20 protein-coding genes are annotated in these 22,038 nt (G+C 60.1%); 3 read left to right on the top strand and 17 right to left on the bottom strand.

Annotated features, from left to right (window positions below):
• Window positions 1-31: 31 nt before the first annotated feature.
• From ggt to KUV49_RS18665, 8 genes are all read right to left on the bottom strand, one after another.
• Window positions 32-1,669: a gamma-glutamyltransferase gene (gene ggt / locus KUV49_RS18700; protein WP_222452469.1), complete on the bottom strand. Its 1,638-nt coding sequence runs from the start codon at window positions 1,667-1,669 to the stop codon at window positions 32-34.
• Window positions 1,666-3,735 (bottom strand): alpha/beta hydrolase domain-containing protein, encoded by a 2,070-nt coding sequence (locus tag KUV49_RS18695; RefSeq protein WP_222452468.1) that lies wholly within the window; start codon window positions 3,733-3,735, stop codon window positions 1,666-1,668. Before KUV49_RS18695 ends, ggt begins: the two co-directional genes overlap by 4 nt.
• Window positions 3,720-4,697 carry an ABC transporter ATP-binding protein gene (locus KUV49_RS18690; RefSeq protein WP_222452467.1) on the bottom strand — a complete coding sequence of 326 codons (978 nt, stop codon included), beginning with the start codon at window positions 4,695-4,697 and terminating at the stop codon, window positions 3,720-3,722. Before KUV49_RS18690 ends, KUV49_RS18695 begins: the two co-directional genes overlap by 16 nt.
• Window positions 4,697-5,755: an ABC transporter ATP-binding protein gene (locus tag KUV49_RS18685; protein ID WP_222483207.1), complete on the bottom strand. Its 1,059-nt coding sequence runs from the start codon at window positions 5,753-5,755 to the stop codon at window positions 4,697-4,699. Before KUV49_RS18685 ends, KUV49_RS18690 begins: the two co-directional genes overlap by 1 nt.
• A gap of 1 nt (window position 5,756) precedes the next feature.
• Window positions 5,757-6,659 (bottom strand): ABC transporter permease, encoded by a 903-nt coding sequence (locus tag KUV49_RS18680; protein WP_222452465.1) that lies wholly within the window; start codon window positions 6,657-6,659, stop codon window positions 5,757-5,759.
• Window positions 6,656-7,573: an ABC transporter permease gene (locus KUV49_RS18675; RefSeq protein ID WP_222452464.1), complete on the bottom strand. Its 918-nt coding sequence runs from the start codon at window positions 7,571-7,573 to the stop codon at window positions 6,656-6,658. The genes KUV49_RS18680 and KUV49_RS18675 overlap by 4 nt, the downstream gene beginning before the upstream one ends.
• Window positions 7,574-7,642: 69 nt before the next feature.
• A complete protein-coding gene (locus KUV49_RS18670; protein ID WP_222452463.1) occupies window positions 7,643-9,184 on the bottom strand; it encodes an ABC transporter substrate-binding protein in 1,542 nt (513 codons plus the stop codon).
• A gap of 39 nt (window positions 9,185-9,223) precedes the next feature.
• A complete protein-coding gene (locus KUV49_RS18665; protein ID WP_222452462.1) occupies window positions 9,224-11,062 on the bottom strand; it encodes a CocE/NonD family hydrolase in 1,839 nt (612 codons plus the stop codon).
• A 138-nt stretch (window positions 11,063-11,200) separates the two neighbouring features.
• Between KUV49_RS18665 and KUV49_RS18660 the strand changes: the two genes are divergently transcribed.
• From KUV49_RS18660 to KUV49_RS18650, 3 genes are all read left to right on the top strand, one after another.
• Window positions 11,201-12,097, top strand: a complete 897-nt coding sequence (locus KUV49_RS18660) for a LysR family transcriptional regulator (protein WP_222452461.1) — start codon at window positions 11,201-11,203, stop codon at window positions 12,095-12,097.
• 160 nt (window positions 12,098-12,257) lie between these two features.
• Window positions 12,258-13,250 carry a serine hydrolase domain-containing protein gene (locus tag KUV49_RS18655; protein WP_222452460.1) on the top strand — a complete coding sequence of 331 codons (993 nt, stop codon included), beginning with the start codon at window positions 12,258-12,260 and terminating at the stop codon, window positions 13,248-13,250.
• Window positions 13,251-13,391: 141 nt separating this feature from the next.
• Complete coding sequence (locus tag KUV49_RS18650; protein WP_222452459.1) at window positions 13,392-14,072, top strand: serine hydrolase domain-containing protein; 681 nt, start codon at window positions 13,392-13,394, stop codon at window positions 14,070-14,072.
• A gap of 117 nt (window positions 14,073-14,189) precedes the next feature.
• Here the strand turns inward: KUV49_RS18650 and KUV49_RS18645 are convergent, their stop codons facing one another.
• From KUV49_RS18645 to KUV49_RS18605, 9 genes are all read right to left on the bottom strand, one after another.
• Window positions 14,190-15,122, bottom strand: coding sequence for a branched-chain amino acid ABC transporter permease (locus tag KUV49_RS18645; RefSeq protein WP_222452458.1), 933 nt, complete (start codon window positions 15,120-15,122; stop codon window positions 14,190-14,192).
• Window position 15,123: 1 nt separating this feature from the next.
• Entirely contained in the window at window positions 15,124-15,987 is an 864-nt protein-coding gene (locus KUV49_RS18640; protein ID WP_222452457.1) for a branched-chain amino acid ABC transporter permease, read from the bottom strand.
• The gene (locus tag KUV49_RS18635; RefSeq protein WP_222452456.1) at window positions 15,987-16,706 is read right to left on the bottom strand and encodes an ABC transporter ATP-binding protein; all 720 of its coding nucleotides are present in this window, start codon (window positions 16,704-16,706) and stop codon (window positions 15,987-15,989) included. The genes KUV49_RS18640 and KUV49_RS18635 overlap by 1 nt, the downstream gene beginning before the upstream one ends.
• Entirely contained in the window at window positions 16,703-17,437 is a 735-nt protein-coding gene (locus tag KUV49_RS18630; protein WP_222452455.1) for an ABC transporter ATP-binding protein, read from the bottom strand. Before KUV49_RS18630 ends, KUV49_RS18635 begins: the two co-directional genes overlap by 4 nt.
• A 56-nt stretch (window positions 17,438-17,493) precedes the next feature.
• On the bottom strand, window positions 17,494-18,687 hold the full coding sequence (locus tag KUV49_RS18625; RefSeq protein ID WP_222452454.1) for an ABC transporter substrate-binding protein: 1,194 nt from the start codon (window positions 18,685-18,687) through the stop codon (window positions 17,494-17,496).
• A gap of 152 nt (window positions 18,688-18,839) precedes the next feature.
• The gene (locus KUV49_RS18620; protein WP_222452453.1) at window positions 18,840-19,304 is read right to left on the bottom strand and encodes a hypothetical protein; all 465 of its coding nucleotides are present in this window, start codon (window positions 19,302-19,304) and stop codon (window positions 18,840-18,842) included.
• Window positions 19,301-20,620: a M20 family metallopeptidase gene (locus tag KUV49_RS18615; protein WP_222452452.1), complete on the bottom strand. Its 1,320-nt coding sequence runs from the start codon at window positions 20,618-20,620 to the stop codon at window positions 19,301-19,303. The genes KUV49_RS18620 and KUV49_RS18615 overlap by 4 nt, the downstream gene beginning before the upstream one ends.
• A complete protein-coding gene (locus KUV49_RS18610; RefSeq protein WP_222452451.1) occupies window positions 20,613-21,263 on the bottom strand; it encodes an isochorismatase family cysteine hydrolase in 651 nt (216 codons plus the stop codon). The genes KUV49_RS18615 and KUV49_RS18610 overlap by 8 nt, the downstream gene beginning before the upstream one ends.
• The gene (locus KUV49_RS18605) at window positions 21,260-22,036 is read right to left on the bottom strand and encodes an N-formylglutamate amidohydrolase (protein WP_315899572.1); all 777 of its coding nucleotides are present in this window, start codon (window positions 22,034-22,036) and stop codon (window positions 21,260-21,262) included. The genes KUV49_RS18610 and KUV49_RS18605 overlap by 4 nt, the downstream gene beginning before the upstream one ends.
• Between the last annotated feature and the right edge of the window lie 2 nt (window positions 22,037-22,038).

The following is a 22,038-nucleotide window of genomic DNA, read 5'->3' as shown; positions in this document are numbered from 1 at the left end:
CATTCTGCGCTACGGAATGGTCCTTCGACGATCATTTCGTATCTACTTCTGCAGCTGTCACACGATAGGCGACCCCGTCGCGGCCCGGATCCGCCATGCCACTTATCCGCCCGTCCGCAACGCTGATCGCGTGGACCCAGCCTATCGTATGGCCGTAGGGATTTCGGATGACATCCCGGCCATCGTCCTCCAGTGCCTTGGTCACGGATCGTGGGATCCTGTTGGAAACATCTATGGCATTGCCGGTCGATGAAAAACGCGGAACGGAGACGGCCTCGGAAACCGGCATACCGAAATCCACGCTGTTCAGGATCGTCTGAAGAACACCCATCACGATTTGTGTGCCGCCGGGCGCGCCCAGGATCATTGCCGGGTCCTCGCCCTCGAACATGATGGTGGGACACATCGCGCTGAAACGCGATTTGCCGGGAGCAATGGATCCGGTTCGTCCGGGGCGCGGATCGAACACGCCCATGCAGCCGTTATACATGAAGCCCAACCCTGGCGTGATCACGCCGGAGGGCATCCCGAGCGAATGTGTCATGGACACGCAATTACCGTCGCTGTCTGTCACCGAGATATGAGTCGTATCGCGCGGCACCACATCCGTTGCCTGCAGGCGTTGCACCGTCGCCCGTTCGCCACGATTTATCTCGGCGGCGAGGTCTGCGGCGTAGTCCTTGTCCGTTAGGCGGTCGAGCGGCACGTCCACAAATCGCGGGTCGCCTACAAAGCGGTCCTTGTCGATCGTGGCGCGTTTCATAGCTTCAGACACCAGAGCGAGATAGGCCGGGCTGTTGTGTCCCAAATCGGCCAGATCGAAATTCTCGAGAATGTTCAGCATCTCCAGCAGCATCACACCGCCACCCGGCGGCGGGTTCGTCACGATCCTTCGCCCGCGATAGCTGCCTTCCAGGGGCCCGCGCCATTCGGGGGCGCACCCGGCCAGATCCGCCACGGTCAACAAGCCGTCATTGGCCTCCATATCCGCAAGGATCTGTTCCGCGATCGTGCCAGAATAGAACGTGTCGGCGCCTTCGCTCGCGATCATGCGCAGCGTCTTGGCAAGATCCGGATTGCGGATCTCCGCGCCGGTCGCCTTGGGCTGTCCATCTTCCCGGCAATAGAGCGCGCGACCGTCGGTACTGAAGGCCAGTCTCTCGGCGGTAGCGGCACGCCCCATGCCGGATCCTTCGGCAAAGAAGGTCTGCATGGCAGGGCGTACGAAGTATCCCTCTTCTGCCCATTCGATGGCAGGCGCCAGCACGGTTTCCCAAGGCAGTTTTCCATATTTGGCATGACCCTCCGCATAGGCCCGCAATGCCGGAGGCGCACAGATGGACTGGTAGCCGAGGTCGTTTATCCGGCCCTTCAAGACGAAACCGAAGCCGTCACGGGTTTCGCCCGCCACCAGATCGGCCCACATGTCTGGATGTGCGGCGAGCGGCGCGCGAGCGTGGAAATCGAGGTATTCCGTCTTTCCGTTTCCGGGCCGGTACACGGCCATGCTGCCAAAACCCGCAATGCCGCACATCAAGGGATCGACTACGCCTTGCGCGAACGCGCAGGCTACGGCGGCGTCGATGGCATTCCCACCCATCCTAAGAATATCCGCACCCGCCTCGGCGGCCTCGGGCTGCGGGCATACAATCATCGCATCGCGTGTCATTTGCTGATGTCCCCACTGTCGGTTCCGCCAAGGTCGTCCGCAACAGGCAGACGCGTCAGATGCCTTGGACGCCCCCAATCCTGCGCCAAGGCCACACAGTGGGCGATGTCGCTTTCCAATATGTAGCCCTTCTTGCAAAGTGCCTCCGCCGCATCGCGGATCGCGTCTTCGTAGGCAGCGGAATCCGCAAAGCGCGACAGGATGGAGGCGCGGGGATCGCCGATCTGGGCGCGTTCTTCCTCGGTATCGGGCAACGGGATGTAACTGCCGGTGATCCCGACCATCGCGCCATGTCCCATGTCCCGGCGGCGCAAGCTCCATCCGGTATAGGTGCCCAATGGCGCTGCGGCCATCGGCGCGCGCAGCCCGCCAAGATCATTTCCATCTTCGTCCACGGCAGGGACCAGAACGGCGTATCCGTGCTCCGACATGATACGCGCAGGAGCGCTTATGGCGCCCGTCTCGGCAAAATCGGAACCGAAGTCGAGCTGCTCCAACATGCTTGGCCCTCGCGGCAGTGCCACGCCGGGGATCGCGGGAAAGGCCGCACGCCATTCCTCCCCTGTTACCAATGTTCCCTCCGACCGCTTCGGGTACACGCTCGGCGGCGGCGCGACATCATTGGTTGCCCAAGCATCAAGCCGGTCGAGCACGGCGCGGAAAAAGTAATGTGTCGCCACCACGTTGCACATGGTCTGACCAAGCCCGGCACTGGGCGCGGTCATCAGAGGATCCGCGAAATGTTGTGAACTGGCCCAAAGGTAGATCCGCACACCGTCGGGTTGCTCCAGATCTTTGCCCCGTGTGTCGGTATGCACCAAAGACGCACGCCGATGCCAGTATTCAGCGGAGGTATCGGTATGGATCACAAGCGGGTCGGTCTCGGGCCGCTTCAGAATGGCGTCCTCGGCCCCCGTCAGGTGATCCTTGCTGTGGGCATACGAGAAAGGGAAACTGTCAACGGGCGAATAGTGGTTCTCGTGTTCCTGACCGGGCAACAAAGTGATATTGGCAAAGCGGTGGTTCATCCACATCTTGCCGCCACCCGCCACGTGCGGCATCACGCCATCGAACACCCGGTTTCCCTGGCCGTCATCGTTGAACCCCAGATAGACGAAGTCCCGAATGCATCGCCCTGTCTGCGAGCGCCCCCATGCATACGCTTTTTCGTATGGACGTGGCGCAAGCGCCGGCCGCCCCTCCGCCTGAGCACCGTCCTTTTTCAGGAAACTGATGAAATCGCGCACAGCGACATGTCCAAGTCCCAGCACCAGCGGGTCGCGGGCCTCGTAAATCAGTTCGTAGATCCAGCCAGGTTCAAATCCATCGTACAGATAGATGTTGCTGTCCGACGGGATCAGAGCGGTGTCCGTTTTCTTGCTGTCAACACTCCCACTCCGCTCCTGCCGCGCGAAAGCCCACGCCTCCGGCGCAATCTCCTCCCTCTGCGCGTTGGCGTAGGCGCGCCGGCTCAAGGTCGCGCGCGTCGTATCCAGCGAAACGGCCGGATAGCTTCGCGTGGACGCCAGCGTACTGAGCGGCATCTCATGCAATCCGGTCTCGGCCGCGATGAACTCTGTGCAGATCGTCCCGGTAATCGGCGCGCCGTCACGCGTGGCCACCGGAACATCCAGCAACAGGCGCCCATCACCGGGCAGCAAATCACCCTGCCATCCCATCCAAACCACCGTGTACCCCCGATTCATCAGGTACCCGTCGCCGGCATGGGCCTCTTCCAACGGGTCATTACTGCCCGTGGCAACATTGAAAAACTGCAATGCCCGCTTGTCGCCCCTGTTGCCGTAATCATAGAAGAGCCTGCCGTTCCCGCGGTCAGGGTCCACAGGGCGCAGAATGCAGAAATCCGCTTCAAACCTGACCCGGCCGGTCTCGTCACGCGGGGCCAGGTCGATGTCTGTTACGTCCCGAACGCCCGGCGCCGCAGGATCGACACGGAAGAACACCCTGCCTTTCAGACGCTCGTACGCACCTGTCTCACCAAATTTCTTACCAGCGGCGAAGGCACGGCGATCGGTGATCCGATAGTCGATCAAACTTGCGGACATTCTTCTTCTTTCAAATTGTTTGGAAAGTGGCAGCGATAGTTGTGTTCGGCATCAGCGTCGGTTCGACAGGGGACCTTTTCCGCGCAAAGGGCGCGCGCCTTCTGGCATCGGGGATGAAAGGTACAGCCACTCGGCGGATTGACCGGACTCGGGAACTCGGCCTCCAATCCCATTTCGGGCAGGCGCACACCGGCTCTCGGCGGCAGCACAGCCTTCAGCAACGCATCGGAATAAGGATGCCGCGCCGCCTCGAAGATATCCCGGCTCGGGCCGCGTTCCACGAGCTGACCTAGATACATCACCGCAACCTCGTCGGCGAGGTGGTGGACGACCGCCAGGTTGTGACTGATCAGGATCATCGTCAGGTTCAGCTGTCGCTTGAGGTTGTGAAGCAGGTTCAATATCTGCGATTGCACCGACACATCCAAAGCCGAGGTAGGCTCGTCGCAAATCAGGATTTCAGGTTCACCAATCAACGCTCGCGCGATGGCCACGCGCTGTCTTTGTCCGCCCGATAGCTGGCTTGGATAGGCTTCGACGAGGTGCCTGGGCAAGCCGACCTCACCGGCCAGATCCCGGACCTTCGTCTGAAGCGAACGCCCGCCCTCGCCGCGCACGCGCATCGGCGCGGCTATGATCGCTTCCACGGTCATGCGAGGGTTGAGGGATGAATACGGATCCTGGAATACAGGCTGGATCAAGCGGGCCCGCTCAACCCGGTCGTAACTTTGGATTGGTTTGCCACCGACCAGAACTTCGCCGCTCGATGGCAGCTCGACTCCCAACAGAATCTTGGCGAGCGTACTTTTCCCGCAGCCGGATTCTCCGACCAAACCAAGGGTCTTGCCGCGTTCAACGCTCAGATCTACGCCCCGCAGAGCACGCAATGTCTGCCTGCGCGCGAACCCGCTGCCAACGCGGTAATCGCGGGTCACGCCCCGCATCGTCAGAACTTCCGGCATTACAGGCTCCCGCTACTGGTTGCGCTTTGGGCAGAGGTTTCATCGGGCAGGATCCAGACATCCGGGTCGCGCGCGCTGCCATCCGTGGGCAGAATGCACCGCATGAGCCGCCCGTTACCGGCGTCCTGCATGGCGATCGGTCCCTTGCGGCATGCGCCGGTCGCATAGGGGCAACGATCCACGAAACCGCAGGACGTGCGCTCGCCCACCTGGCGTGGCACGACCCCGGGGATATACCCAAGCGCCTCGCCCTGCTTTGTCTCACCGGGCACGGGGATCGATCGCACCAGCCCTTCGGTATAAGGGTGCAACGGCTGGGCCAGCACCTGGTCGCAGGTGCCAACCTCTACGACTTCGCCGCCATACATCACGACGATCCGGTCAGCCATGCCCGCCACGACGCCAAGGTCGTGGGTGATCAGCAAAAGCCCGATATTCGTTTCGCGCTGGATATCCCGCAACAGCCGCAGAATCTGCGCCTGGATCGTCACGTCCAGCGCAGTCGTGGGTTCGTCTGCGATGATCAGCTCGGGCTCGCATAACAGCGCCATCGCGATCATGACCCGCTGGCGCAACCCGCCCGACAATTGGTGCGGATATTGCTTCAACCGCTCTTCCGGCGCGGGGATACCCACCTTGCCCAGCAGGTCCAGCGACCGTGCCATGGCGCCGGATCGCGAGATCTTGCGGTGCTGCTGCAAAATCTCGCACATCTGGTCGCCGATCCGATAGCAGGGATCCAGGGCAGTCATCGGATCCTGAAAGATCATGGCGATACGGTCACCACGCAGTTGCCGCCAGCGCTTCGGGCTGGCGTCCGCAAGCGACTCCTCATTCAGGTGCAACCCGTTGCATTGCACCTTTGCCTGGCGCGGTAGAAGACCCATGATTGCCAAGGCCGTCAGGCTTTTGCCGCAGCCCGATTCACCAACCACGGCAACCGTCTCGCCTCGTCCGACATCAATGCTTACATCCCGTACCGGCCTCAAGACAGATCCCGGGACCGGGATTTGCACATTGAGCCCTCGGACACTCAAAATCCGCGCGTCATCGGTCATGTCAGGCCTTTCCTTCTGGCGTTGTAACGTCGCGCAGTGCATCGCCGACAAGGTTGATCGCAAAAACCAGCAAAACCAGCGCGGCCCCCGGGATCGCGATCATCCAGGGACGGAACAGCAGCTGCGCTTTGGCTTCTGCCACCATCAGCCCCCACGAGACGTCAGGCGGTTGCACGCCCAATCCCAGGAAAGACAGCGCAGCCTCCAGCAAGATGGCATGCGCGATCTCGATGGAGGTCACCACGACCAACGGTCCCGTGATATTTGGGAGGATTTCCCGGAACAGGATACGCGGCGTTGAACTGCCGATTGCACGCGCCGACGTTATGTACTCGCGCTGCGCCAATTGTTGCGTCGCACTTCTCACGACAATGGCGAAACGGTCCCACAGCAACAGACCGATCACCAGGATCAGCAGCCAGAGCGAACTGCCAATCAAGGCCACCACAACGAGCGCTACAAGAACGACCGGCAGCGTCAGCCGTACCGTGATGAAAAAGTTGATGATCATGTCCGGCCAGCCGCCCCAATACCCGGCGGTGATGCCCATTGCGGTTCCGATCGTACCCGAGATGATGACCGTCAAAAGACCGAGCCCGAGCGAGATCCGAGCGCCGTACAGAAGGCGCGACAAGTAATCCCGGCCAAGATTGTCGGTTCCCAGAGGATGCTCCCAACTGCCCGCCTCGGCCCAGACGGGTGGCACGTAGCCTTCTGACAGGCTTTGAACCGAAGGATCGTAGGGTGTCAGCAACGGTGCAAAGATCGCCATCAGGACGATCACGAAAATGATCGTGCCGCCAATCCAGAAGCCGCCGTGGCGAATTGCGCGACGCAGCGCGACCCGGCCCGGGGACATCGACACAGGGGCCGCGTCTTGGGTGGTGCTAGTCAAATCAGTCATGAGATCCGAATCCGCGGGTCAAGAGCCGCATTGAGAAGGTCGGCAAGGAGGGTGAGCACGGCATAAGCCGCCGCTATGACCAGGAGGATCGCCTGGATCACCTCGATATCGGCGCGCTGAATGGACTCCCACGCGAGGTGCCCGATCCCCTTGAGAGAGAAAATCGTTTCGATCACGATCGACCCGCCCAGCATGAAACCAAGCTGCACGGCAGCCAATGAAACGACGGGAATGATCGCGTGACGCAGGCCATGCCGCACGACCACGCGCCAGGGCGAAAGACCATAGGCCCGCGCGGTACGCACATGATCGGACTGCATCACGTCCAGCATGCCCGAACGCGTAAGGCGCATGATCGCCGGTGTGGCGTAATAGCCCAGCGCCACCGACGGCATGATGAAATGCCACCAGGTCTCGCTGCCCGAGATCGGAAGCACGCGCATGTAGACACCAAAGAGGTACATCAATCCCAAAGCGAACAGGAACGATGGCAGGGCCTGCCCCGCCACCGCCAACCAGAGCGAAAATCGGTCAATCATCGTGTTGGGCCGCAAAGCAGCGATAACCCCCAGCGGGATCGACAGGGCCAGGGCGAACGCCAGAGCGCAGACACCAAGCGTGGCCGTCACCGGAACATGCCGGGCCAGAACATCGGTCACGTCGGCCCGCAGATAGGTCGAACGGCCAAGGTCCCCGGTCATGACACGGCTCACCCAATCCAGGTACTGAACATAAAGCGGCCGATCAAAACCATAGGTTGCCCGAACAGCCTCGATATCGGCTTGACTGGCGCCCTCGCCCGCCATTGCTGCCGCCGGATCACCGGAGAGGTGTACAAGAAGAAAAGCGATCACCGACGTCACGGCGATGACGAGCAACGTCATCAAGAGCCGCTTGGATAAATATACGAGCATGGGGTCTCCTGGCGAAACACGTGGAGGGCACTCAGCCCTCCACACGCATTCTTGCTGGCTCGGTTAGGGTTACTTCCACTTGGCCAAGTAGAAGTGCGCCATCTCATCCGGCGTTACCGGATAGTCCAGATCCTTGTTGAAGGCGTAGGTCCGGCCGTACATGAACAACGGGATGTAATAGGCCTGATCCGCGATCTTGTTCAGAGCCTTGGAATACAATTCCTCACGCTCTTGCTGATCGGTAGTGCGGTCTGCCTCTTCAAGCCAGGCCGTGACCTCTTCGTCCCGCGCATAGTCGTCAGGGCTGCCAGTGAAGTAGTAGCTGGTCGAAGCGGACACATCGAGAATACCGTTCGAGCCAAAGGTCAGATGGCCGATCTGCACTTCGTCATCGACGATCTTCGGACGCAGGGCACGCCATTGCAGGAACTGAAGATCGGTCTCGATACCCACCGCGCGCAGATCGTTCAGGACCGCTTCGCTATATGCGCGGTCACGATACGCGTGGAACGGGATACTGAAGCCGTCGGGATAGCCGGCCTCAGCCAACAGCGCTTTGGCCTTCTCCGGGTCGTAGGGGTATTGTTTCACATCCGTTTCGCAACCGAACTGAACCGGCGCGCACATGGATTTCTGAACCTCGGCGCCGTCACCGACCAGATTTTCGGCTATCGCTTCGCGGTTGATGGCATGCGCAATTGCCTGGCGAACCTTCAGGTCAGTCATCGGCGTATCGCCCGTCCGGCCCGCCGCATCCAGGGACAGGAAGGACATCCGCATGGTGGGCGCGGAAACAACGGTCAGGTTGCCCATGGATGACAGCATTTCCGCATTCTCCGGCGGAACGCCCCAGATCCAGTCGACACCACCCGTCACGACTTCGGCAATCTGGGTTTCGGGGTCCTTGATCGTCTTGTAGACGAGAGTCCCGATCGACGGTTTGCCCTTGGGGCTGTCCTCGAAATAGGCGGGGTTGGCTTCCAGGGTCAGGGACTCGCCCGCCACATACTCCGCCAGCGTGTAGGGTCCGGTGCAGACAGGTTGCACAGCCCCCCAGTCGCGCCGGTCCTCGCCGTCGGCTCCCGGCACGACAGGCGCATCCTCGTAGTGACCAGCCGGATAGATCGGCGACGTGCCCGTCAGGTATTGAAGGGCTGCCGGTGTCGGTCGCTTGGCGTTGATGCGAACTTTGTGGGTGTCCACCGCCTCGACATTGTCGATCCAGTCGACCAGGACGCGGATCTTCATGTCGCTGTCGGGATCTGCCACGTGGTTCAGGGTGTAGGCCACGTCTTCCGCATCGAAATCTGTGCCATCGTGGAACTTGACACCTTCACGCAACTCAAGCTCAAGCGTGGTATCGTCGGTCCATTCCCAACTGGTTGCCAGCAAGGCCTGAAATTCATTGGTGACCGGGTCGCGGTGCAACAGGCCGTCACACATTGCGTAGGCGTTGATAAGCGCCTCGCGCTGGTTGCCGTAGTAGATGTCCGCCGTGTCCATTTCCGTGGATGTGGACCAGACGAACGTGTCGTTCTCCTTGCCCGCCTGTGCCGACGCGGCAGTGATCGCAAGGATCCCGCTCGCTAACATGGCTCTCGAAAGTAACATGACTTGGTATTCCTCCTAGTTGGTGGTGTTGTTATTCGTCTAGTCGGTCTCGCGCCACGGCAGCTCGAGCCAGGTGGCTTCCTCCGCGCCGCGTAGAATCTCGATCTCGGGTGGGCGTCCGTATGGCAACTGCACGTAGTGGTCGGCATCTGCTGCCGCGACGGAGACGTGGATCCGGCTGCCGCGGGCAAAGCGCCAAGCGGTCGGCAACAGGCCAAACCTGAGCTCTGCCGGCTCGCCGGGTACCAGCGGCGCGCTGTTCTTGCGACTGTAATCGCGGTACGGCCATGTCCAGTTCTGATCCGCAGGCGCAGGAATGACCTTGCGGTGCAGGGCGCGCAACACACCTTCGGTGACGTATCGCAGGCTGCCGTCAGCTTCCAACTCGGACAGGTAGACGTGCAGTACCGCGTCAGCCTCGCTGGACTTTATCGACAGGTTCACGACCGGATGTCCGGCAATTTCAGATGCGGATTCCAGCGGTGGCGACGTCCATGACAGCAAACCGCTCTCTTTCTCGGACCAGTCGGTGTAGTAATCCGTGACCGGCTGCGCCGACAAACGCTCGTGCCGCGTCGCGGAGCCGGTTCCCCGCGTGAAGTCGGCACGAAACCTGTCCGCGCCTTGGGCCCCCAACTCGAAGGACAATGCGTTCTCCCGGTCAGGATAAAGACGGCGGACCTCGGAGTGCGGGGGCCATTGCTGCGCCGCCCGCCATTCTTCTACGTGCAGCGCGAAATAGTGAATCGGGGCTTCTTCCTGAAGCTGCGTTTCAAGCCCCATCAGGTAGTGGTCGAAAAAACGCAAAACCGCGCCCATCATGGGGAATTGGCTGCTCGCCTCTTCCCGCCAGGGGGATACATTGCTGCGCGCGCCATGATCCCAAGGCCCCAGCAAGACATGCTGATTGGGATTCGGCAGGGACAGGAACCGCGCGATAGAGCCGTTGGCAAAGCCCGCACCATCGAACCAGCCGGATACGGACAGGACTGCCACATCAGGTGAAATCTTGTCGGCATAGTGATACGGGCTGAACGAATGACTGCCGAAATCGGGATCATATGGCAGGCGATCATCGGTGAACCTGAACTCGGTGATGAAATCAGGCATGTGGAAATTGCCAAGATGCTCCTTCACAGCCGCGCGTTTCAGCGCTCCGTCAGGGTCCTCGTCCACAGGCTGCGGTCCGGCATAATCCGGGTTGTTGAAATATGAGAACGCCTCCAGCACATCGGGGCGGTCATGGTCCAGCCCGACCATGATATCGTCATATGCCGTAGCGAGTTGATTCAGCAGCACACCACCGGGATAAAAATGATCCGCGTACGTGTTCCAGACCGCAAAGAGCGGCGCGATGGCCTTGACCGCGGGATGCCCGGTACTTGCAAGGAAACACGCAGCCGCGCCGAGGTACGAGATGCCGGTGGAACCTATCGTTCCGTCCGACCAGTCCTGATCGACAATCCAGTCCGCGATTGCGTGAAAGTCCTCGCGCTCCGTCGGTGAGCGAAAGCTGTCCCGGGTGCCGAAACTTGCCCCGGTGCCACGGACATCCACGACCACCAGCGCGTAGCCCCGCGGCACGAAGAAGTCACGGTAGAGCGCGATGTTCGGACCAGGCTCTGTCGCCGCGCTGTATCCATCCCGAAGTGCGAACCGACGGTAATAGGGTGTCAGGATCAAGATCGTCGGAAACGTGCCGGAACCTGGCGTGTCCGATTGCGGCAGGTAGGTATCGACGGCCAGCCGGCACCCGTCCTTCATCTCGACATATTGCGACCGGGGCCGTTCGGGCAGCGTGTACGTCGCCGGACGCTGGTCCAGGTATCGCGACGGCGCTGTGACCCAAGCCGCACTATTTTCGTCGGAATCTGACATCAACCACCCTGTCCCGGCGCCGGATACCCGGCCGCATTTTCTGCTTTGCACGAACCTGCCGCAGGCCTATCATATAAGTCAAATTCGGTTTTCGCACTAATACATGCGAAAAACGCATATACCGTCGAGGGCGCTGCAATGAACCACAAAAGTCTTCTGGCCTTCCGCGCCTTCATGGAGGGCGGGTCGGTGAACGACGCGGCCGAGCGGCTGCATCGGACCCAGCCGCAGGTCAGCAGGCTTCTGTCCATGCTGGAGGAAGAGGTCGGCTTCACCCTTTTTGTGCGCAAGGGTCGGCGTCTCAATCCGACGCGCGAAGCCCGGGAGCTCTATTCTCAGGTCGAACGCGCGTTGTCTTCACTTGACGAAGTCGAGACCGAAGCACGGCGTATCAAGGCCCACCAACGCAGCCATGTCCGCATCCTGACTGCGCCGCACGTCACCAACGCCCTCGTCGCCGAAGCCATCGCGACCATCACGGAAGAAGACCCCCAGTTCACCGCCACTATCGACAGCCGGACGCGTATCGACATCGACATCTGGCTTGGCCGGGAGCAATTCGACGTCGGGATTTCGGTGCTGCCACTGGATGACAGCTCGATTGATATCGAACCGATGGCATCAGTAGATGCCGTCGCCGTGATGCATGAGAATCATCACTTAGCCGCACAAGACGAGGTATCGCTTGAAGACCTGATAGACGAACCCCTGGTCATCAATAGCCCTCGCACGGTAATGCGCCAGCGGATTGACGCGCTGTTTCGAAGGAAGGGAGCAACCCCGAACATCCGGCTAGAGACACCCAATGGGGTCGTGGCCTGCGAACTTGCGGCACGAGGACTGGGCATTTCCGTCTCGGATGGGTTTGTAGCTCGGTCAAGTCTAAGACCGAACATGGTCATCCGCCCGTTCGTGCCAAAGCTGACGCTGGAATACGTTATTTTCTTCCCACGCTGGCGAACCAGAACTCCCGCAATCAACCGATTGGCGGAACTCATCCTGCTCTCCGCGAAGCGCGTAAATGAAAGTGCGTAGCCTCACACCTTCAGGGCGACACAAATCGCTCTGTCGAGGCATTCAAAACTCCAAAACCCAAAGAAAAGAAAGACCCAACATGACGTCTCACGCCGTAGACCCAGCCCTTCAACCCGTCGTCGACATCGCCCTCGCAAATGAAACCGACTGGCCACGGAGTATGTACCACGCGGACGGCACGTATGCCGGTAGCGCGGAATGGAACGAGTCCGGCCCCTGGGCCGAAGTCGTCGGCCCTGTGACGAAACGCGGCGGTCCCGCCGGGGTGATCCTGCATCGCGGAGAACGTATTGCCGACTGGGGCGATACGAAGCGCGCCGACATGACCTTCTCGATCGCGAAAAGCTACCTGTCGGTCCTTGCCGGCATTGCCGTCAAGGACGGGCTGATCACGGACCTGGACGAGCCGGTCAGCGCCACCGTGGAAGGGCCGCACTTTTCCAGCGATCACAACCGCGCCATAACCTGGCGCCACATGCTGCAGATGAACAGCGAATGGCGCGGTGAACTCTTCGGCAAGGACGACCAGATCGACCATTTCCGCCAAGTCGGGGCCGGCGCGGACAATAGCCGGAAAGGGCAACTGCGCCAGGTTGGCCGCCCCGGAAGCTACTACGAATACAACGACGTGCGGGTGAATGCCCTCGCCTATGCCTTGCTGTGCCGGTTCCGCCGACCGCTGCCGGACATCCTGCGCGAGCGGATCATGGAACCGATCGGCGCGTCGGACGGCTGGCGCTGGGACGGGTACTCCACATCGTGGGTGGAGATTGACGGACAGAAGGTGCAATCGGTCACAGGAGGCGGTCACTGGGGCGGCGGTCTGGTCATCAGCGCCGAGGATCACGCACGCTTTGGCCTGTTCATCAGCCAGAACGGTCGCTGGGACGACCGACAGATCCTGCCCGAAGACTGGATGGCGCAATCCGTGTCACCGACACCGACACTCGAAAATTACGGCTTCCTTTGGTGGCTGAACCGCGGCGTTGACGCCAATCCCGATCTGCCGACCAGCGCCTTCAGCGCTCTCGGAGCAGGCGGACATTGCATCTGGATCAACCCCGAGGATGACATTGTCGCCGTGATGCGATGGCTTGACCCGGCCAAGACCCAGACCTTCCTCAAGGCTCTGATGGGCGCGATCCGGAAATAGGAGTCTACCGGCTGGCGGGGGGGGCAGGCTTGACTGCACTCAGAGGGCCGACTGACCCTCGCCCGACTACACTACGGGTTCGCGCGACAGATCCGGAAGTCAGCCGGGCCCCAAGCGTTAGACCAACGATCACCTGCTTCAATGCATCGCCTTTACCTTGGGGTTCTTGACCTTGGAATTGATCGCCTAACGTGCCGTTTTGCCCACCAGACGTATCCTCCCGACCTCAAGGAACTCCTATGTCTGGTTCGGACAGAACAACCCGCAGAAGTGCCACCGGGCACCCGAAGCCAATACAAAATAGGTGAATCCTACCTCGTAAGCGCTGTGCTAGAGGCCGCGACCGGCGAAAACATGGTGGACTACATGTCCGACCGGCTCTGGTCCAATATCGGAATGGAGTTCAATGCCCGCTGGTGGACCGAAAGCGAAACCGGGGGCATGGGCATCTCAGGCAGCGGCATGAACGCCGCGCTACGCGACTATGCGCGTTTCGGTCAGTTTTTCATGGAACAAGGAAAACTGGGTGATAGGGCATTATTGCCTACCGGATGGACGAAACTAGCTACAACCCCCTTTGCTACAGGGGCCAAGACCTTTCCCTATGGATTCATGTGGTGGATACCTGAACTAGATGACCCCATCCTCTCCGGGAGTTTCCAGGCTGAAGGCAACTATGGACAATACATCCATGTCAATCCAACCGAGGAATTGGTGGTCGTTCTGGCTTGCGCAGGGGCAAAACCCAGCGAAAAGGATCGGCTTGAAATCAATGATGACGCGTTTTTTGCCGCCATCGCGCGCGCGCTTCGCAGCAGTTGACACTCAGATCTGACCATCATTTCATCCGTGCCGGGTTAAGAAGATCATCAGTGCATTCGGTCAGACCTGTATACATAGCGTTGAGTTCAGCATTGCTCTCAGTGCCCGCGCGTAAAGTCACTTGCTGCCGGAAGCCACGCGAGCCAGTCCGCCGGGAGCAAAGCGCAGCACGAGGATCATGCCGATTGCAACAACCAGAAAACGGGCTTCTTCCCATCCGCGAATACCGGCCATCGCCTCGGTTGCGAAGGTTAGCAGGACGGCCGCGATGATTGGGCCGTAGATCGTGGCCGTTCCGCCGATCAGCACCATGGAAAGAGCCAGGCTGAGGGTGCCGAAGCTCAGGACTTCGGGGGCTGCGACACGCAGGTAGATGGCAAAGAATCCCCCTGCAATGCCCGGGAAAACGGCGCTGGCCACAAGGGACAGTATCCTTTGGCGCGCAATTGAGATGCCGCGGGCCTGCGCGTAATCTTCGTTGTCACGCACTGCCAGAAGCGATTTGCCAAAGGACGTGTTTGTTAACCACAACAGGTAGAGCGTCGATATCGTCAGCAAGCCCAAGGCCACATAGTAGTACCCGAACTTGAAGTCCCTGATAAAACGGTAGTCACCCACCTCGAGTCCGGGAATGCGCACCATGCCACCGGCACCGCCGGTGATCTGGCTTTGGCTCAGGATCAACTGCAAGAGAAGTTGGCTGAAGCCGAATGTCACCAACACCACATAGATGCCTTTAAGCCGGGCCACGGGGAGTGCCACCAACAAGGCTGCCAGCATGGCAGTCACGCCCCCCATCGGAATGGCAAGCCAAGGATCGATGCCAAAGGTCTTTGCGGCAATCGCAGCCGTGTAAACACCCGTCGCAAAAAAGGCCAGGTGACCGAAGTTGAACAGTCCTGCATAGCCTAGGGACAAGTCCCAGTTCGAGGCAATCACAGCGTAGACAAAGGCCAAAATGAACAGGTGGCGCGTGTAGCTGTCCGTGACGAACGCGGGCACAAGAGCCAAAACCACCAGCCCCGCAATCATGACGATTGTGCGTCTCATCTCAAGCTCTCCCAAAGAGGCCGTTTGGCCGGAAAATCAAAACCACGATCAAGCCCAGGAACAGCATGAACGGGGTCCAGTAGAGGCCTACTACGAGCACCAGAAACGCCTCGGCCATACCAATGACAAAGGCGGCGCCGACTGTCGCCCCCAGCGACCCAAGTCCGCCAAAGATGACGACAATCATTGCTTTGACCAGAGGTTCCGCGCCGAGCGTCGGTGTGATGAAGCGGATACCCCCCAGCAGGACACCGGCAAGCCCTGCCAAAGCCGCACCCAAGCCGAAGGCGATGCCAAACGTTAGGGGAACATTGATCCCCAACAGGGCAGCGGCATCCTGATTTTGACCGACAGCCCGCAAGGAACGACCCGTTGCGGTGCGGGTGGCAAAAGCCCAGAGCGCGATCAGAATGACCGGGGCAATCACAATGATCAGAGCTTCATGCGCCGAAAAGACAGCCCCGAAGAATGAGACATCCCCCTCAATCAGCCGAGGCAATTGCTTCAGCCGGGCCCCCCAGATCATCTGCGCCGATTTTTCCATGACAATCATTGCCGCCAAGGTGGTCATCACGGTAATCAACAGCATGTTCGGCCGCCCATAGAAGGGCCGCACCAGAAGATACTCGATGATCACGCCGAGCATGGCGGCCGCTCCGACACCGGCTGCCATGCCCATCCAAAGGCCAAGCCCCAAGGGTTCCGCCACGGTCCAGGCCACGCAGGCCCCGATCATCATCAGCGCACCATGGGCAAAATTGAACACCCCGAGCGTGGTCCAGACCAGGCTGAGCCCACTGGCCATCAGAGCATAAAGCGCGCCAAGCACAGCGCCCGAAACGAGGGTGGTTAATAGCAACTCCATCAGGCCGACTGCTCCCCAAAGTACATTTCCATGATTTCCTGGTGATCCAGAGCGTTCTCCTGTCCGATCTCGCGCTCAACCTCACCGTGTTCGATCAGATAAAGCCGATCCGCCAGTGAGAGCAGCAACTCAACGTCCTGTTCGACAACGATGACAGGCACCGAAACAGAAATTTCCTTCAGCGCTACGGCAAGCTCCTCTTTCAGCTTCGGCGACAGGCCTAGGGTCGGTTCGTCCAGCAACAACAAGCGCGGTGCGCACATCAGCGATGCGCCGATGGACAGCATCTGCCGTTCACCCCCCGAAAGCGTCTTGGCTGTCTGCGGGCCACGTTCGGCAAGGCGCGGGAAGAGGTCGTAAACCTGTTCCAGGGATTGCTTGGCGCGCGCGCGCGCCGGTCTGGTGAACGCCGCCATTTCCAGGGTCTCGGCAACACCCATATCCCCGAACAGGGTATTGCCCTGCTGTGACTGTACTAGTCCCTTGGTCACGATAACGGGCGGACGCTCGCGGGTGATATCCTCGCCCTCGAACACGACCTTTCCCGCCGAGGGCGCCATCAGGCCCGAGATCACCCGCAAAAGCGTGGTTTTGCCGTGACCGTTCGGTCCGAACAATCCGATGTTTTCACCCGGAGCCATATACAGGTCGATCCCGTGCAACACGGTCACTTTGCCATAGGCCGCTCGGACACCCTCGATGCTCAGAACATGTGTCATGCGGCGCGTGTCCCCAGATAAGCTTCGATCACGGCGGGGTTTTTCATCACATCAGAGGGGGGCCCTTCTGCAAGGAGCGCCCCTTGGTTCAAGACCACCAATCGTTCGGAAACCGCCATCAAGAGACTCAGCACATGCTCGATCAAAATTACGGTGATCCCGGTGGCGTTGATCTTGAGCAACAAGGCCTCAAGAGCAGATATCTCGGGCCGGGTCAGTCCCGAGGCAGGCTCGTCCAGCATCAGCACCCTGGGGTCCATCACGAGCGCCGAGGCGATCATCAACTGTTTGCGCTGATAAACCGACAGGTCGGTGGTCGGCATGGCGCGGCGCCCTGGGTCGAACTCAACCAGATCAAGCGCGGCCTCTGCCGCGTCCCGCAGGTCGCGACGCGAGAGCCCCTTCCCATAGGTCGCCGCAACGCCCACGGTTTCGAAAGCGGTCAGGTCGGGAAACTCCACATCCTTCTGAAAGGTGCGCGACAGTCCCATCGCGGCAATGCGATGCGCGGCCATGCGGTCAATGCGCTGGCCGTCGAACCAGACCTCTCCCGAGGTCGGGCCAAATGGAATGCGCGTCAGAATGTTGAACAAGGTGCTTTTGCCCGATCCGTTAGGCCCGGCAATGCCCAGAAGCTCGCCGCGGCGTACACTGAAACTGACTTCATTCACAGCCGTCAGCCCGCCAAACCGCTTGGTTGCGTTGCGAATATCAAGAATGGTGTCGCTCATTACGTGCCTCCGGCTGCCAGACCGCGCGGAACCGGGCCGCGCGGTCTGAGCAGGTGTTATTTCATCCATCTGGGTTCAACGAACGCATCGGTTGCGTAGACGGGCGGATAGAAGAGTGCGTGCTCGCCGTCCTGAATTTGGTAGAACTGCAACGGAATGCCCTCATTGGACTGCACCGCCAGGTGTGTTTCCGGGTCAAATGACACCATGCCCATTGCGGTTTGAGTGGAGGAGGCGCCAATCGCTTCGCCGATTGCAATCCGCTCTGCCGGATCACCCACTTTACCGAGCGCCGTTGCATAAATATGCACCTGCTCGTAGAGAGCCGCGCCATAGGTGCCGGGCTCGCCTCCGTATGCATCGCGGTATTTTGCGATAACTTCAGCCGCTCGCGGGTTGGTCGGTGTGTTCAGAATGCCACCCAACAAGTTGTAGACGATGCCCGAGGACTGCTCTTTGGTCAGTTCGATGAACTCTGGCACCGACGGTGCGTACTGGATGAACACAAGGCTGTTGGTGGGATTTTCATTGAACTGAGAAACGAACAATGCGGCGTTCGAGGACACGTAGTCCGTATTGATAATCACCGCAGGCTCAGCATCGCGGACGGTGCCAAGGAAGCCGCGCCAATCGTTGATTTCGCCGAATGGCACGAGGTCGTTGGTCACAACCTCCCAGCCTGCGCTTTCAAAGGCTTCAACCATGCCGTCGGCAATGCCCTTGGAATAGGGGTTGTCCGAAGCGATCAGGGCAACCTTCCTGTTGGGAAGGCGCAGGCTGCCCTCGTCGGCAAGACCTTCGATGACAGGTACGATTCCGGTGTTATATCCCGAATATGACGGCGTCATCGACCAGACGGTCGGAAAGGCTGCGGGATCCGGCGAAATAATGTCCTCGGTCTGGCCTGAGTTGGCCGAAACGATATAGACCATTTCCATTTCCGCCATCAGCTCGATCTCGAAGTTCGAACCCGACGCATAGCCGGTCATGATGGCGCCCATGTCGCGATCACCCAACAGGCGCTCGGCCGCTGTTGTCACCTTGTCCGCGGCACCATCCACCACGTCGCCCACGACAAGCTCGAAGGTGTGGCCAGCCACACCGCCCGCGGCATTCAGCTCGTCAACGGCAAGCTGTGCACCGTTCACCATTTCCTGACCGTCAGCCGCCTGGGGGCCGGATACGGGGGCAAGTACGCCAATCTTGACGACGTCAGCGGCTGCGAGGCCAGCGGATGCCAGCAGGCCCATTGCGGTGGCTGTTGCCAAAAGTGCTCTTCGTTTCATTTCTGTCTCCCGTTGGTTCAGTCAGATTGTCCAAGAATTTGCTCAGGTAAGGATCAAAGGTCCGGTGCTTCCCAGAACGGTGCGTGACCGATGCCTGCAATGTCGTGGGTATTGCCTTACCAGAAGTTCGAGCATGGCCGCCCAGCGATGAAATCGTCATGGATGAAGGGGGCTTCCGCGCCGTTAATGAAGGCAAACGGGAGCGACGCGTTGATCGCCAAATCCTGTTGGCTCGGGCCAACACCACAAGCCAGCGTGGCGTTCACCAGAGATCGCGCGCGGCCATCACAGCGGGCGACAGCCTCTTTCAGAAACGGATCGTAGGGGGCACTGGACCCGCAGGTATTGTGGGCGAACTTGTCGATTTCGTCGTCGGAAAGCAGCCATTTGGAGGTAATGGTCTGTTCAATGCCCCCGGCAAATCCTTCCGCCACAGGTCCGATTGCCCCGTCGAGTTGATTGCGGAACACTTCGCGGCAGGTTGAGTTGCCGTGGATCATCGGCACCGGCAGGCCGTTGCCAGCGCTTTCGTGACACGCGAGCCGCGCGTTACTGGCGTCGCAATGTTCCAGGGCACTCATGGCTTGACCCGGCACATGTCCAGCACCGTTGCCGCGATCACCTTGGTGGTCTCGATCAGGCTGTCGACCTCGACGCATTCGTTGTCGCCGTGAAAGCCGTTGCCCGCCGGTCCATAGATGATCGGCACCACGCCCTTGCCCGCATAGTGCGCGGCGTCGGTGACACCCTCCATTCCCTTGATGATGGGGGATGCTCGCTGGATTTCCGTGGCGTGCGACAAGATAGATTTGGTCAGCTTGTGATCAACTGGCGTGTTCATTGGCGGGAAGTTCAGCCCCCAAAGGTCCCACTCGATTTTCGGCGGATTGTCCCGCATCCACGGATCCATCGCCGCGAAATGGGCGACGAAGTCCTCGAACTCCCGCTGCACATCCGCAAAGTCTTCCTGCGGCATGAATTTGTAATCCAGAACGATGGTCGCGACGTCCGGGATAATTGCAGCGTTGGTCATGACCGCAGGATTTCCGTCATGGTCCATGCCCGCCCCGCCCATGATCATGCCGGGATTGATCGTGGCCAGCCCCGCAGGCAAAAGCGGATGGTTGTTCAGTCGGCAGCGGCTGCTTTCAAAATCACGCAGGGCGCTCAAGAATCGGTTGGCAAGCTCAATTGCATTCACGCCCGGCTCCAGGCGGGTGGGACCGTCATGCTGCGGCCAGATCGAGTTGTACCGCCAGCCGGCGTGAGCCTGTTTCCCAAAGATCGTGACCTTGGCCCAGGTCAGCCCGCCTTCGGTCGGGATAACGTTACCCCATGTCGGTTCGGCAACAATCGCGTGTTTGGCCAGCTTCAGGCCGCCACGGTTCACCAGATCCATTGCCCCGAAACCGCCGGCTTCTTCGTCAACGACCGAGTGAATGGACAACCGGCCTTCAAGTTCGATTCCGGCCTTGCGGATCGCGCGTGCCGCCGAAATGCAGGCAGCCAGACCGCCCTTCATGTCCACGGCCCCCCTGCCCCAAACCCGACCGTCTTCAAGCTGGCCTCCGAACGGGTCACGGTCCCATGCATCCTGATTGCCTACCGGAACCACGTCGATATGACCGCACAGGATCATGCTGTGCTCTTCCGATCCAGGCAGATCGCCCGTGACATTCGGCCTGTCTTCAAGCGCGTCCCACCGATCCAGATCGAAGCCCAGAGGCCGCAGTTCCTCTTCGATGCGGGTTTGCACATCGGCTTCGCAGTTCAGCCCTTCTCGGGTTTGAAACTTTGGGTTGACCGAAGGGATGCGCACGAGGTCCTGAGTCAGCGCGACCACATGATCCCGCTCGGCCTCAATAACGTCCAGAACGGCTTTAAGGTGCTTATCCATAGGAACTCTCCTCCAGCTCTGCTATCAGTTCTGCCGTTGTCACTTGACGGCAATAGCCTTTGATGGTGGTCAGGGATTGGTCGTGACGCTCCTGGCTGTACGTCAGGCAGGCGTCCGTGACTTGCGTGACGAGATAGCCCAGATCACAGGCATCGCGGATGGCGCTTTCCACGCATTGGTCGGTGATCAACCCGGACAGGACCAACTGCCTGACGCCGAGATTGCGCAGCAGATAATCGATATGGGTCGAGATAAAGACCGAGGACGAGGATTTCGGCAGGACGATCTCGTCCCCTTCCGGGGCGATCTGATCGATCACCTTGCCGTCCCACGATCCCTTGGGGACATGAAATCCGGTGATCTTGTAATCAAGCGAACGATCGCGGCCATCCAGCGTCAAGCTTTCGATGGTAGTATACATGACCTCGACCCCGGCCTTGCGACAGGCGCCCTGGATGGCTTGCATGTTGGGGATGACGCGAGTGTCCAGCTGGTCGAAAAACCAGCCGTACTTTTCCGAGAATTCGGCCTCTGGCAGATCGGCAAACTCAGCCCCTTTGCGATGCGCCGAGAAGTTCTGAACATCGATAAACAGTAGGGCGGATTGCACAGGGTCAAGCGCGACGTGTCGGGTCAGGGTCATGTGCAGTCCTCTAGTAGTGCGCCTATCGCTTGGCTCAAAAGGGTCGCCCACAGATCGACGCCCGCCGCATCAGAAATCTGGTCATTGCAGACTTCGATCAGCGAGTGCCTCAGGTTTCGGGGTTCCGCATGAGCCGGAATGAACCAGTCCGTTGCATCATCGATCTGATAGGGTTCGTTCACGACCAAGGTGAGTTCCGGCGCGGACATGGCGACGCGATCCAGCACGGCCTGTGCGGTTGCCATGTCTTTGCGGGCCAGGAATCCGGCATGCCACGGGCGCCTGGCCCCGCCTTGCAAGGCCGGGGTGTACGAGTGGATCGAAAACGCGGCGATGCGTGGCGCCAGATCGAACCCCTGTTCAATCGCATCGTTCAAGGGGGCGAAAACCTCATCCCGCCGGGCGTTTTTCTGCGCCACGGTCAGATTCCGGTTTCCGGGTATCGGGCGCTGATCGCTGACTTCCGGGATCGCTTCATCTGAATAGGGCGGACGGTTGCAGTCGATCACCAGGCGGCTGTAGCGCTGCAGTATCAGCGGCGCATTGAGCTTTTCCGCAATTGCGCGGGCAAGCTCTGCCGCGCCGACATCCCAAGCGATATGATCATTCAACGCGCCTTGAGAAAGCCCCAAGTCATGCAGTGCTTCGGGGACGTCCCGGCCTGCATGCTCACACAGCATGAGAATCGGCGCGGCGCTGTCCCGGTTGACCCATTCAACCGGGGCCGGATCAGTCATCGACAGAAGCGATGTTTTATGGAGCGCGGCTTTCACGG

This window comes from Roseovarius atlanticus (assembly GCF_019802205.1).
GTDB lineage: Bacteria > Pseudomonadota > Alphaproteobacteria > Rhodobacterales > Rhodobacteraceae > Roseovarius > Roseovarius atlanticus_A.
Note: the sequence above shows the minus strand (reverse complement) of the source record. Positions and strands in the feature narration are given on the sequence as shown.